The sequence below is a fragment of the Bradyrhizobium sp. genome (genome assembly GCF_030693485.1).
Classification (GTDB): Bacteria; Pseudomonadota; Alphaproteobacteria; order Rhizobiales; family Xanthobacteraceae; genus Bradyrhizobium.
Map to the genome: position 1 here is coordinate 1 of NZ_JAUYAN010000114.1, position 12,100 is coordinate 12,100.

A 12,100-nucleotide genomic window follows, 5' to 3' on the forward strand; every position below is an offset into this window, starting at 1 on the left:
CCAGCCGTTACGCACTGAACTGATCGAGCGCACCTCACTGCGCTCGGTCCTCGACCGAGCGCATGCCAAGCCAACAGACCGGGGAACGGACGGGGTCAAGGCCGTCAGCCGCCGAAGGCGGGGGCGCGCTTCGCGCCAGCCTTGAGGCCGGCCGATCACCGGTCTACTTCAGCACAGTTGCTCTGAGTGGGACGGGATGGGAAATCATATACTCCGGTTCTTACTTCCGATAAACAGAATTATTTTTTCGAGAGGGGCTTGACATCACTTCCGATAAACGGAAGTGATTTGCCCGACGGTGTAGATTTGTTGAATTTGCTCGATGATTATGTTGTTTCGCGGGGCATGAACCAACAAAAAAATCCGAGCGGGATGCTGATGGTTACTCCCGGGGGTCGACCGACGTGCAAATCGGCAGGACGGCCGAGCCTTTGCGAAACTCATCTTGCGGCGGGCGCCTTCGTCGTGATGGGATGGATTGCAAGCAAGGTATCTGGAAAATGACATTATTCCTCAGACGTGTCCGCATTTCCTGGAGCTGTCCATTTAGGCAGGCTTTTTCGTTTTCGCGTGGCGCGTCTGCAAGTTTGATATTAGCATCGCCTGCTTGTGCCAGCGAGGCGGGGGTGGGTTGATGAAGATCTCCGCTGCGATCGACCCTCAGGTCAGTGTAGTTGATGGCATGCTGCGGATTCCCGGCGGCACGTTTCGCATGGGGTCGGACAGGCATTATCCCGAGGAAGCGCCAACTCATCGCGTGACGGTTGATGAATTTTTCATTGACCGCACGCCGGTAACGAATCGGCAGTTCAGGGAATTCGTGCGGGCGACCGGCCACATTACCTTCGCCGAAATCCCGCCCGACCCGAAGGATTACCCTGGCGCGCTGCCTCATATGATCTATGCCGGCTCGCTGACGTTTTCGCCGCCCGCGAAGGCCGTCAATCTCCATGACTGGAGCCAGTGGTGGCAATTCATGAAGGGCGCCGACTGGCAACATCCCTATGGACCGAAAAGCGACATCAACGAGCTTGACAATCATCCTGTCGTTCACGTCGCCTATTCCGATGCGCTCGCCTATGCGCGATGGGCCGGCAAGGATCTTCCGACCGAGGCGGAGTGGGAGTTCGCCGCACGCGGTGGCTTGAGCGAGGTCGAATATGCATGGGGCGACGAGTTCGCGCCCGGCGGCCAGCACCTTGCCAACACCTGGCAAGGCGAATTCCCCAGCCAAAATCTCCGTGCCGATGGTTTCGAGCGCACCTCGCCGGTTACGGCGTTTCCACCGAACGGATATGGCGTCTACGACATGATCGGCAATGTCTGGGAATGGACCTCCGACTGGTATTCGCAACAGCATGAAGCGGACGCACCGAAGGCGTGCTGCATTCCGGAAAATCCCCGTGGCGGCCGAGAGGCTGAAAGCCTCGATCCCCGTCAGCCTCAGATCCGAATTCCACGAAAGGTCTTGAAAGGCGGTTCGCATCTGTGCGCGCCGAACTATTGCCGACGCTATCGGCCTGCCGCGCGACATGCTGAAGCGATCGATAGCTCCACGAGCCATGTCGGATTTCGATGCGTCAAGCGGGTAAGGGACAGGTGAAACGCTTGCCCGAATAGCAACGCAGGACTTCGCATGCGCGTTCTGGCCGGTGGTGCTGGCGCATGCGGGACTGGCCGTCTGGTGCATGGCGGGCCTGTCGATGCCAACCCTCTCAAGGCCTGGCGTCGTGCTGCGACCCCGGCCGGCCGGTCGTGCGGGCGGTGGTCAGTCCCAGGGTCGGTGTGGTTGGTGTCCGTGGACCGATCAACCGTGGCGGCCGGTGAATCAAGGCGGTCGGCGCCGATCACATCGCGAATACGGCGAGGATCCACAGGAAGCCGGTGCCGCCGCCCAATCAGCTGCGTTCGCTCCCGTGACGGCCGCGAAGGACCCGAATGAGAACGGCGGCGCGTACTATGCGCCGACTTGTTCCTTCAGCGCATCGAACTGGGCGGGCCGGTAGATGGTTCCGTCGGGCGTTGCTATCTCAACGTCCCAGCAGCCGTCCGAGATCAATTCCCGGGCTTTCTTCAATGCAGCCGGGACGGACTCCCGGTTGAGAGTGACGCTTCCCGCGGTGTCCTGCGCAGTAATCAAAAACCTCATAGGATTGGCTCCCGGCGCAACGTGCCGGCCATTCTGGCCTAGCGCGCGGCTGCGTCAAGAGCGTAACTGGTTCAAGCGGGTTCCAATTGGTTAACGGGGGCGCTGCAGGAACCCGCCCCAGGTCAGGTGCGAACGCGAGAAGCTACTCCTCGGTCGGGCCGGGAAGGGTCTGACGAAGGCGTTGGGTTTCGCGCCATGTCTCGACAACGTCCTTGCCGAACCGAGCGAGCTTGTTCGCCGCCTGCACGATGATGAGTGTGATCATGTTACCGGCCCGCTTTCAGGAAGACACGCTCGATTTGACGATCGGCGTCATCCGTCCGCTTGAGCCCGTGGGTGGCAATGTAATGCGCAACCGCGCGTTCAGCCCCCCGCTGACGGGCTTCGAAGTGAGCGCGCAATAATCGTGCGAAAAAGGAAGGTTTTTTGGTCGGAGCAGAAAGCCAGGCCCCAGTGGTCAGTACGTTCGCCATAAGATGGCTCCTTTTCTTGGAGTTGTCCTTGAGCGAATTTCCTTTCCCTGTTCACAGATAGGTACAGTGGAGCGTTAATGCGAGGTTAAATAGCGCGCATCGTGCACTAAATATGGAGTCCCTCACGTAAATGTAATTGATGTCGAAACGTTCGACCGCGGTGGCCCGGTCAACCAGGTAACGCCGGCGTGGGATCGCCTCATTCGTTGGCGCCGTGGATGGAATCGATCACGGCAGCCGTGACCTCCGTGGTCCGGGCCTTGCCGCCGAGATCGGGCGTGTGGAAACGCGGGTCGGCGGTGACGCGCTCGATCGCCTGCATCAACCGCGTCGCGGCGGCAGGCTCCCCGAGATGCTCCAGCATCATCACGGAAGACCAGAAGGTGCCGACCGGATTGGCGATGCCCTTGCCGATGATGTCGAAGGCCGAGCCGTGAATCGGTTCGAACATCGAGGGATAGGTCCGCTCCGGATTGAGGTTCGCCGTCGGCGCGATGCCGAGCGAGCCGGCAAGCGCTGCCGCGAGATCCGACAGCACGTCGGCATGCAAATTGGTCGCGACCACGGTATCGATGGTTTCCGGCTTCATCACCATGCGCATGGTCATGGCGTCGACCAGCATCTTGTCCCAGGTGACGTCTTTGAACTCGGCGGCGATCTCGACGGCGATCTCGTCCCACATCACCATGGCATGGCGCTGGGCGTTGGATTTGGTCACGACGGTCAACAGCTTGCGCGGGCGAGACTGTGCGAGCCTGAACGCGAAGCGCATGATGCGCTCGACGCCGGCGCGCGTCAGGATCGATACGTCGGTCGCGACCTCGAGCGGCAACCCCTTGTGGACCCGGCCTCCGACCCCGGCATATTCGCCTTCGGAGTTTTCGCGGACGATGACCCAGTCGAGCTCCTTGCCGTGAACGTTGCGCAAGGGACTGGTGATGCCGGGCAGGATGCGGGTCGGCCGCACATTGGCGTATTGATCGAACGGCTGGCAGATCGCGAGCCGCAGGCCCCACAGCGTGATGTGGTCGGGCACGTCGGGCGCGCCGGCCGAGCCGAACAGAATGGCGTCGTGTCCCTTGATCTGGTCGCGGCCATTCTCGGGCATCATGATGCCGTGCTTCTTGTAGTATTCGGAGCCCCAGTCGAAATGATCGACCTTGAAGGTGAAGCTGCCGTCGCGCTGGGCCAGCGCGTGCAGGACCTCGACGCCGGCGGCAATGACTTCGGTGCCGATCCCGTCGCCCGGGATCGCTGCGATGGCATAGGTCTTCATGAAATCTCTCCGGACCGCGAAGCCGCGCGTCGTTCGTGGATGATTGATCGGCTGGGGCGGAAAGCTCAGTTTCCCTTGGCGCCGGCGGCCTTGATGACCGCTGCCCAGCGCGGCACCTCGGCCGACAGATGCGACTTCAGGGCGGCCGGCGTCGCGAGTGGCGCTGCGACCGGCTCGGTGCCGAGGCTGGCAAACCGCTCGATCACCTTGGGATCTTTCAGCGCCGCCTGAAGGGCCGCGACAAGCTTGTCGGAGGCCTCCTTCGGCAATCCCTTCGGCGCCCACATCGCGTGCCAGGCCGACACTTCGAAGCCTTTGACGGCGCCCGCATCGAGCGGCGGCAGGTCGGGCAGCGACGAGACTTTCGACTTGGTGGTGACCGCAAAGCCCTTGATCCTGGCTTCCTTGATCTGGTTGGTGGTGTTGGTGGTCTGGTCGCACATCACGTCGAACTGGCCGCCCAGCAGGTCGTTCATGGCCGGGCCGGTGCCGCGATAGGGGATGCCATTGATCTGCACGCCGAGCTCCTTCATCAGCATCAGCATGCACAGATGCGAGGCCGAGCCGATGCCGGCATGGCCGTAGGTGGCCTTGTCCTTGTTGTCACGAATCCACGCCAGCAGTTCGGTGACGTTGCCAGGCGGCAATGCTGCCTTCGACACCAGCGTCATCGGCACGTCGGTGATGCGGCCGAGGTGATCGAAATCCTCGACGACATCGTATTTGAGCGAATCGTAAAGCGCGGGCGCGGTGGCGTGGGCAATGTGCCAGACCGCGACGGTGTAGCCGTCGGCCGGCGACTTCGACACCCTGGCCATGCCGAGCGTGCCGCCGGCGCCGCCGACATTCTCGACCAGCACGGTCTGGCCGAGGGTGCGACCCATCGACTCCGCGATGAGGCGGGCCACCGTGTCGGTCGGCCCGCCGGATGCGGCGGGAACGATCAGCGTGATCGGCTTGGTCGGAAAGGCGGTCTGCGCCGTGACGGCGTGCGAAGCGAAGGTGGAGATGGCGGCGAGGGCACTGGTCAGGATCGCGCGTCGATTGAACCGCATTGGTCACTCCCATCAAATTTGTCGGCTGGCTGATTCCGCCCGGCGGTCAGCGCTTGCGGGCACGCTACGTCCTGATGTCACACCCCTTCAATCAGCATACGATTATACAAATATTTGATATAATCTGGCGCAGGAGGAACCAGCATGGAATTGCACCAGCTTCGCTGTTTCGTGGCGGCGGCCGAGGAGCTGCATTTCGGCCGCGCCGCGCAACGGCTGGAAATGCTGCCGTCGGCACTTGGGCGCTACATAAAGCTGCTTGAAGACGATCTCGGCACGCAGCTGATGACGCGGACCACCCGCAGCGTCGCGCTGACCGAGGACGGCGTCGTGCTGCTGAAGGACGCCCGCCATCTGCTGGCGCAGGCGGACAGTCTCGCGGTCAAATTCCACGCCCGCGGCCGCAAGCAGGCCGAGACCATCCGGCTCGGCGCGATCGACAGCGCCGCTGCCGGCCTGCTTCCGATGCTGCTGCACGATTTTCGCGAGCGCCGGCCTGATGTCACGGTGAAACTGACCGAAGACAAGACGATCCGCCTGCTGCCACGGTTGATTTCCGGCCGGCTCGACATGGCGGTGGTGCGGCCACCCGTGAATCCCGACAAGCGGCTCGAATTTCTGTTTCTGTTTCATGAAACGGCCGTGGTGGCCGTGCCCGATCGTCATCCCCTCGCATCGAGAAAACGCGTTGATATCACCGATCTCGCCGGGCAGCCGTTGATCGTGCCCGAGCGCCGGTCGCGCCCGCACAGCCACGATCTCACCATGAAACTGTTTGCCCAGGCCGGCTTGCAGGCGCGCGTGGTCCAGCTCGCCGATGAAAAACAGACCATCGTCAATCTCGTCGCCGCCGAACTCGGCGTTGCCATCGTTCCGCGATGGACATCACGAATGGCGGCGCGCGGCGTGCGGTACATCCCGCTGGAGGCGTCCGATATGAACCGGCTGCCGCTGGCGGCGGCCTGGGCTCGCGGGACGCGTGATCCCGTGCGGGACGAAATGCTGGAAATGCTGAGGGCTTCGCTGGCGCGTTACGCCAAGGAGGCTTGAAGCTAAAGTCTGCCGCCATCCACGACAAAACTCTGGCTGGTCAGGCCCGACGCGTCGTCCGACGCCAGAAACACGGTCATCCGCGCGCAGTCGGCCGGATAGAGCTTGTGCTTCAGGCATTGGCGCGCCATCAGGTTCGCTTCAGCCTCCGGCGTCAGCCAGAGGTCGATCTGGCGTTGGGTCATGATCCAGCCGGGAACGATGGCATTGACGCGGATATTGTGGACGCCAAGGTCGCGCGCCAGCGATTTCGTCAGCCCCAGCACGCCGGCCTTCGCGGTCGAATAGGCCGCGAGATTCGCGGTTGCGGTCATCCATGCGCTCGATGAATAATTGATGATCGCGCCGCCGCCCGCGGCCTTCATGTCGGGATAGATCGCCTGCGCCGCAAAGAACTGGTGCTTGAGGTTGATGGCAAGCCGGTCGTCCCAGAATTCGGGCGTCACCTCGTCGATGGCGTGGCGCTGATCGTGCGCGGCGTTGTTTACGAGGATGGTGATCGGGCCGAGCGCCTTGCGCACCGCATCGATGGTCCGCTTCAGCGCCGCAATATCGGTGACGTCGCAATGTTCGTAATGCAGCCGGGCCGTCGGCCCGATGTCGGCGATCAGCGCCCGGGCGGCATCGTCGGCGATGTCGACGAAGCCGACCTTGCAGCCTTGCCCGGCAAAGTGCCGCACGATGGATTCGCCGATGCCGCTGGCGCCGCCGGAAATGAAAACCACTTTGTCCTTGAGGCCTGGATAAATCGCATTCGTCACGGGAGTTCCTCCTGAATGCGCGCATCCTAGGGGGTAAGGACGAGGCAAGTCACCTGAGAAGCACCTGCGGAAGCGGGGCGCCATCCAACGGGTGCGACGAATACGCCTCCAATGACCGGCCTTCTGACACTTCCCGCCGGGCGCGGCTTCGACTAGGCTTGGCGCACAAGAAGAAAGAAGGCCGCCCGCCGGCCAGGGGGATGAACGCTTTGAACGGACCGGAAGGCCGGCGCATCGAGGTTGCGCGCAGCGGCGGGGAGGGCGTGCGCCGGCGCGTGCTGGCCGGCTCCTGGGTTGCGCTATTGCTGGTTATCCTCGGCTTTCTGGTGATCTATCCGCTGCTCACGCTGCTATTGGGTGCGCTGACCGACACCAACCCGGTGGTCGACGGCTTCAGCCTCAGTCACCTGTCAATTACTAATTTCCTCGTCGTGCTCGCCAACCCCAATGTCGCGGAGGCGCTGATCAATACCATGATCGCCTGCGGCGGCGGCACCCTGCTCGCGGTCGTGATCGGGCTCGCCTTCTCCTGGATCGTGGTGCGCACCAACACGCCATTCAAGGGATTCATCGCCGCCGCCAGCATCCTGCCGCTGTTCGCGCCGCCGCTGGTCGCAGGCGTGGCCTGGGCGATCCTCGGTTCGCCCAAAACGGGCCTGATCAACACCATGTTCAAATGGATCGGGTCCGACTGGCGCGTCGACTTCTATTCGATGTGGGGCCTGGTGTTCGTGTTCGGCATCTATTACGCACCCTACGTCTACATGTTCACCTCGTCGGCGCTGCGCAACATGGATCCGAGCCTGGAAGAGGCCGCGGAGATTTCCGGCGCCAGCGCGTTCGCGACCGTGTTCACGGTGACGTTCCCGCTGATCATGCCGGCGATCGTGTCCGGCATGCTGCTGTCCTTCATCGTCATGCTCGGCATCTACGGCATCCCCGCGGTACTCGGTGCGCCGACCAATATCAGCATGCTGACCACCTATATTTTCAAGCTCACAAACTGGTCGCCGCCGCTCTACAACACCGCCGCCGCGGTCGCCATCATCCTGATGGTGGTGACCGGCGCGCTGGTGGTGCTGCAGCAGGTCGTGCTGAGCGGGCGCAGCTACACCACCGTCGCCGGCAAGGCCTACCGGCCGCGCAACCTCGATCTGGGGCCGTGGCGCTGGTTCACCTTCGGCCTCGGCATGGTCTATCTCGTCGTCGTCGTGATCCTGCCGTGTCTCGCGCTGATCGTGGCGGCGTTCCGCAAATTCATGTTCATCCGCGATGCCGCCAGCCTGTTCGACATGAAGCAGTATTCGCTGATGCATTTCCACAGCATCTTCGACAATCCGCTGACGCTGCGTTCGATCTACAATGCAATCGAGGTCGGCGTCGTCACCGCGGTGGTCGGCGGCGCGCTGGCCTTTGCGATCGGCTACACGATCCACCGCACCAAGGTGCCTGGCCGGCGCTCGCTCGATCTGATCTCGACCTTGCCGGTGGCGATTCCCGGCCTCGTGGTCGGCGTCGCCTATCTGTGGGCCTGGATCGGGATTCCCGGCGGGCTCTACGGCACCATCTGGATCCTGGCGCTGGCTTTCATCGCGCGCTTCCTGCCGGACACGGTCAAGGCGTTGTCGACCTCGTTCCTGCAGATTCACCGTGAGCTGGAGGAAGCCGCCTGGGTCTGCGGCAAGGGCATGCTCGGCACCATCAGGACCATCGTGCTGCCGCTGGCGCGGCCGGGCGTGCTGGCCGCGATGACGCTGCTGTTCGTGCTGGCGATCCGCGAACTCGGCTCGTCGCTGTTTCTCTACACCAGCAACACCATGGTGATGTCGGTGCTGCTGCTCGACTATTACGAAGGCGGCAATCTCGGCAAGACCGCCGCCTTCAGCCTGGTGCAGACGGTTTTGCTCGGCGTGCTCATCGGGGGCGCCAACTGGCTGTCGCGCGGGCAGGCCCAGGGCAGCGTTGCCCGTGCGGGATAATTGAAACCAAGGGAGGATCGGCCATGAATAAAAGAATCGTTGCCAGGATCGCTACCAAGTTCGTTACCGGGTTCGTCGCGATAGCCGGCGCCGCCGGCCTCGCGCTCGCGCTGGGCGCGCCGCCGGCGCAGGCGCAGGAGTTCGGCTCGCCCGAACTGATCGCGGCGGCGAAAAAGGAAGGCAAGCTGGTCTATTACACCGCCAATTTCGCCGAAGTCGAACAGCGGGTGATCAAGGAGTTCCAGAAGCGGTTCCCCGAGATCAAGATTGAAATGGTGCGCGCGCCGGGCGGCCAGCTCATCACCCGCGTCAAGACCGAGGCCGCGGCCGGCAAGCTGATCGCCGACGTGATCGATCATTCCGACCGCGCGCTGATGCTGCCGCTCGCCGACATGTTCCAGGACTATGCGCCGCCGAATGCCGCCGACTACAATCCCGATGCGCAGATTTCTCCCAAGCTGTGGCCGCGCGTCACGCTGGTGTGGTCGATCGCCTACAACACCGAACTGGTCAAGAACCCGCCGAAGTCGTGGATGGACCTGACCAAGCCGGAATACGACAAGATGACCGGGCAGGTGTTCGCCCGCTCCGGCGGCACTACCTGGACCCGTATCATGTTCGAACGTCAGGTGCTGGGCGAAGACTATTGGGCGAAGCAGGCGGCGACCCGTCCGATCCTCTACCCCTCGGGTGCGCCGATGTCGGATTCGATGGTGCGCGGCGAAGTCGCGATGGGCCCGCTGCTCTACAATGCGATCTACCCGAAGCAGAAGGACGGCGCGCCGATCGCGATCTTCTTCCCGCCGGAGGGGACGCCGGCCAATCCCTACGCCACCGGAATTCCGAAGACCGCTGCCAATCCCAATGCCGCAAAACTGTTCCTGAACTGGTGCCTGTCGAAGGAGGGGCAAACCTTCATGATCAAGGAACTCGGCAATCTGACCGCGCTCAAGGTGGCTCCGGTCTATCCCGAAGGCTTCGATCCCAAGGTGGTCAAGGTCTGGTTTCCGAAGTTCGAGGAATACGTCAAGCTGCACGAGTCCTGGGTGGCGGAATGGGACAAGACGTTTGGACATCGCCAGTGATCGTCGCGCTCATGAAACTGAAAAAATCATGACGGCGACCCTCGACGTCACCGACCTGCGCAAGCAGTTTCCGATCGGCCGGCCCGCCGTTGACGGCGTCAGCTTCGCCGTGCCGGCCGGCGAGATCGTGGTGCTGCTCGGTCCCTCCGGCTGCGGTAAGACCACGACCCTGCGCTGCGTCGCCGGGCTCGAGCATCCTACCGGCGGCGACATCAGCATCGCCGGGAATCTGGTGTCGTCGCCCGAGCGCGGCATCCTGCTGCCGACGCGGTCGCGCGACCGCGGGATGGTGTTCCAGTCCTACGCGGTGTGGCCGCACGAGACCGTGCGGCAGAACGTGGTCTATCCGCTCAAGCACCGCAAGGTCGCGCGCGCCGAAGCCCGTCGGAAGGTCGACGAGGTGCTGGCGCTGGTGGGCCTGACGGAATACGCCGATCGGCCCGTGGTGGCGCTGTCGGGCGGCCAGATGCAGCGCGTCGCACTGGCGCGCAGCATCGTGTACCGGCCGCAACTGCTGCTGCTCGACGAGCCGTTATCGAACCTCGATGCGAAGCTGCGCCTGAGGCTGCGCGACGATCTTCGCATGATCCTGAAGCAGACCGGCATGACCGCGCTCTACGTCACCCACGACCAGGCCGAAGCGGTGGTGCTCGGCGACCGCATCGGGGTGATGCGAGACGGCAAGCTGTTGCAGATCGGTACGCCGGACCAGATCTACAACCGGCCCGCCGATCTGTTCGTCGCCAATTTCACCGGCGCCACCAATGAACTCACGGGCACGCTGGTGGGGCGCAATGGCGAATTCGGCGTGGTCGATTTCGGCGGCGGGCACTCCGGCGAGGCGGCGCTGCTGCAACCGCTCGACCGCGGCGACAAGGTGCGGATTGCATTGCGCCCGGAAGCCATCGGGCTCGGCAGAAGCGACGGCGTCAACGTGTTTCCCGCGCGCGTGGTCGATCGCCGCTATCAGGGCACCCAGACCGTCTACGACGTCGAGCTGTTCGGCCGGCGCCTGGAAGCGCTCGAACTCGGCACCGCCGCGCGGCATCAGGTCGGGGTGGAAACGACGGTGTCGCTGCCGCGCGAGGGGTGCTGGGCGTATCGGGACACGGGGGCGTCGACGTACGAGTAGCGGCGGGCCGTCATTGCGAGGAGCGCACGACGAAGCAATCCATTCTTTTTCTTTCCTCCTCGCAAGAGAAAGCTGGATTGCTTCGCTTCGCTCGCAATGATGTTTCTCTATCAGGGGCTCAAAGCGGCAGTGTGCCGCCGTGACGAAGCAGTGTTACTGCGCCTTCATCCCGGACTCCCTGACCACCGCCGTCAGCTTGCCGTGATCGGCTTTCATCAGGGCCGCCAGTTCCGGCAACGACATCGGCTTGCCCGGAATGTCGGCGACCGCCAGCTGGCGCTGAACGTCGGGATTCGATAGCGCCTTGTTGATAGCCTGGTTGATTTTTTCGGCAACCGCATCCGGCGTCGCCGATGGCACATAGATGCCGTACCAGGAAACGTAGGAGGCGCCGGGGTAGCCGGCCTCGGCGATGGTCGGCACGTCGGGCAGGTCGGCGATGCGCTTTTCCGTGAACACTGCGAGCGGCTTGATCGTTCCCTGCTTGATGTGCGGCAATGCCAGCGCCAGCGAGACGATTTCGAAATGCATCAGGTTGGTGATCAGGTCGATCAGCGCCGGCGGCTGCCCCTTGTAGCCGACATTGGTCAGCTTGACGCCCGCGGTCTGGAACAGTTTCTGCGCGGTCAGGTCGATCGATGAACCGGTGCCGGGATTGCCGAAATTATAATGGCCGGGCTTGCTGCGCGCCAGTTCGATAAATTCCTGGAGCGTCTTGGCCGGCATCGAGGTGTTCACAACCGCCACGCTCTGATTCCAGATCGCCAGCCCGACGCATTTGAAACCCTGCATCGGGTCCCATCCGGCGTCCTTGTACAAAGTGGGGTTGACCAGCACCGCCGGTCCGGTGACCAGCCAAGTGTAACCGTCGGGATCGCTTCGCGCGACCGATGCGGTGCCGATGTTGCTGTTGCCGCCGGGCCGGGCTTCCACGACGATGGTCTGCTTGAGGTCGCGGCCGATCTGGTCGGTGACGGTGCGGGCGACGATGTCGACGATGCCGCCGGCGGGATACGGGACCACGATGTGGATGGCGCGGTTCGGCCAGTTGCCCTGCGCCGATGCGCCTGCGACACTGCCAAGCAGCAATGCGATTGTGCCCGTGGCGAAGCCAAAGGCCCGGATGCCCCTCATTTTCCC

The 12,100-nt window shown here is 63.2% G+C and carries 12 protein-coding genes; 5 read left to right on the forward strand and 7 right to left on the reverse strand.

Annotation, left to right across the window (positions count from 1 at the left end; translation table 11 throughout):
• Window positions 1-634: 634 nt before the first annotated feature.
• Window positions 635-1,603, forward strand: coding sequence for a formylglycine-generating enzyme family protein (locus tag Q8N40_RS08235; RefSeq protein ID WP_305711477.1), 969 nt, complete (start codon window positions 635-637; stop codon window positions 1,601-1,603).
• A gap of 354 nt (window positions 1,604-1,957) precedes the next feature.
• Here the strand turns inward: Q8N40_RS08235 and Q8N40_RS08240 are convergent, their stop codons facing one another.
• The 5 genes from Q8N40_RS08240 to Q8N40_RS08260 all read right to left on the reverse strand — a co-directional run bounded on the left by Q8N40_RS08240 (window position 1,958) and on the right by Q8N40_RS08260 (window position 4,953).
• Window positions 1,958-2,149: a hypothetical protein gene (locus tag Q8N40_RS08240; protein ID WP_305711478.1), complete on the reverse strand. Its 192-nt coding sequence runs from the start codon at window positions 2,147-2,149 to the stop codon at window positions 1,958-1,960.
• Window positions 2,150-2,291: 142 nt separating this feature from the next.
• Complete coding sequence (locus Q8N40_RS08245) at window positions 2,292-2,414, reverse strand: hypothetical protein (protein WP_305320074.1); 123 nt, start codon at window positions 2,412-2,414, stop codon at window positions 2,292-2,294.
• Window position 2,415: 1 nt separating this feature from the next.
• Entirely contained in the window at window positions 2,416-2,622 is a 207-nt protein-coding gene (locus tag Q8N40_RS08250; RefSeq protein WP_305320075.1) for a hypothetical protein, read from the reverse strand.
• A 199-nt stretch (window positions 2,623-2,821) separates the two neighbouring features.
• Window positions 2,822-3,898 carry a tartrate dehydrogenase gene (locus Q8N40_RS08255; RefSeq protein ID WP_305711479.1) on the reverse strand — a complete coding sequence of 359 codons (1,077 nt, stop codon included), beginning with the start codon at window positions 3,896-3,898 and terminating at the stop codon, window positions 2,822-2,824.
• Window positions 3,899-3,963: 65 nt separating this feature from the next.
• Window positions 3,964-4,953 carry a tripartite tricarboxylate transporter substrate-binding protein gene (locus tag Q8N40_RS08260; RefSeq protein WP_305711480.1) on the reverse strand — a complete coding sequence of 330 codons (990 nt, stop codon included), beginning with the start codon at window positions 4,951-4,953 and terminating at the stop codon, window positions 3,964-3,966.
• Window positions 4,954-5,097: 144 nt separating this feature from the next.
• Here Q8N40_RS08260 and Q8N40_RS08265 point away from each other — a divergent pair, with 144 nt between their 5' ends.
• Entirely contained in the window at window positions 5,098-6,003 is a 906-nt protein-coding gene (locus tag Q8N40_RS08265) for a LysR family transcriptional regulator (RefSeq protein ID WP_305711481.1), read from the forward strand.
• Between the two features lie 2 nt (window positions 6,004-6,005).
• Here the strand turns inward: Q8N40_RS08265 and Q8N40_RS08270 are convergent, their stop codons facing one another.
• Window positions 6,006-6,764 carry an SDR family NAD(P)-dependent oxidoreductase gene (locus Q8N40_RS08270; RefSeq protein ID WP_305711482.1) on the reverse strand — a complete coding sequence of 253 codons (759 nt, stop codon included), beginning with the start codon at window positions 6,762-6,764 and terminating at the stop codon, window positions 6,006-6,008.
• Window positions 6,765-6,964: 200 nt separating this feature from the next.
• Between Q8N40_RS08270 and Q8N40_RS08275 the strand changes: the two genes are divergently transcribed.
• The 3 genes from Q8N40_RS08275 to Q8N40_RS08285 are packed head-to-tail and all read left to right on the forward strand — an operon-like array spanning window position 6,965 to window position 10,960.
• Complete coding sequence (locus Q8N40_RS08275) at window positions 6,965-8,743, forward strand: iron ABC transporter permease (RefSeq protein WP_305711483.1); 1,779 nt, start codon at window positions 6,965-6,967, stop codon at window positions 8,741-8,743.
• Window positions 8,744-8,766: 23 nt separating this feature from the next.
• Window positions 8,767-9,828: an ABC transporter substrate-binding protein gene (locus Q8N40_RS08280; RefSeq protein WP_305320081.1), complete on the forward strand. Its 1,062-nt coding sequence runs from the start codon at window positions 8,767-8,769 to the stop codon at window positions 9,826-9,828.
• A 28-nt stretch (window positions 9,829-9,856) separates the two neighbouring features.
• The gene (locus Q8N40_RS08285; protein WP_305711484.1) at window positions 9,857-10,960 is read left to right on the forward strand and encodes an ABC transporter ATP-binding protein; all 1,104 of its coding nucleotides are present in this window, start codon (window positions 9,857-9,859) and stop codon (window positions 10,958-10,960) included.
• Window positions 10,961-11,113: 153 nt separating this feature from the next.
• Here Q8N40_RS08285 and Q8N40_RS08290 read toward each other — a convergent pair whose 3' ends face one another.
• Window positions 11,114-12,094, reverse strand: coding sequence for a tripartite tricarboxylate transporter substrate binding protein (locus Q8N40_RS08290; protein ID WP_305711485.1), 981 nt, complete (start codon window positions 12,092-12,094; stop codon window positions 11,114-11,116).
• Window positions 12,095-12,100 lie beyond the last annotated feature (6 nt).

Excerpts from the sequence above, each read along its gene's own strand:
- Q8N40_RS08235 (WP_305711477.1), top strand. The coding sequence starts at position 635 with ATGAAGATCTCCGCTGCGATCGACCCTCAGGTCAGTGTAGTTGATGGC.
- Q8N40_RS08240 (WP_305711478.1), bottom strand. The coding sequence starts at position 2,149 with ATGAGGTTTTTGATTACTGCGCAGGACACCGCGGGAAGCGTCACTCTC.
- Q8N40_RS08245 (WP_305320074.1), bottom strand. The coding sequence starts at position 2,414 with ATGATCACACTCATCATCGTGCAGGCGGCGAACAAGCTCGCTCGGTTC.
- Q8N40_RS08250 (WP_305320075.1), bottom strand. The coding sequence starts at position 2,622 with ATGGCGAACGTACTGACCACTGGGGCCTGGCTTTCTGCTCCGACCAAA.
- Q8N40_RS08255 (WP_305711479.1), bottom strand. The coding sequence starts at position 3,898 with ATGAAGACCTATGCCATCGCAGCGATCCCGGGCGACGGGATCGGCACC.
- Q8N40_RS08260 (WP_305711480.1), bottom strand. The coding sequence starts at position 4,953 with ATGCGGTTCAATCGACGCGCGATCCTGACCAGTGCCCTCGCCGCCATC.
- Q8N40_RS08265 (WP_305711481.1), top strand. The coding sequence starts at position 5,098 with ATGGAATTGCACCAGCTTCGCTGTTTCGTGGCGGCGGCCGAGGAGCTG.
- Q8N40_RS08275 (WP_305711483.1), top strand. The coding sequence starts at position 6,965 with ATGAACGCTTTGAACGGACCGGAAGGCCGGCGCATCGAGGTTGCGCGC.
- Q8N40_RS08280 (WP_305320081.1), top strand. The coding sequence starts at position 8,767 with ATGAATAAAAGAATCGTTGCCAGGATCGCTACCAAGTTCGTTACCGGG.
- Q8N40_RS08285 (WP_305711484.1), top strand. The coding sequence starts at position 9,857 with ATGACGGCGACCCTCGACGTCACCGACCTGCGCAAGCAGTTTCCGATC.
- Q8N40_RS08290 (WP_305711485.1), bottom strand. The coding sequence starts at position 12,094 with ATGAGGGGCATCCGGGCCTTTGGCTTCGCCACGGGCACAATCGCATTG.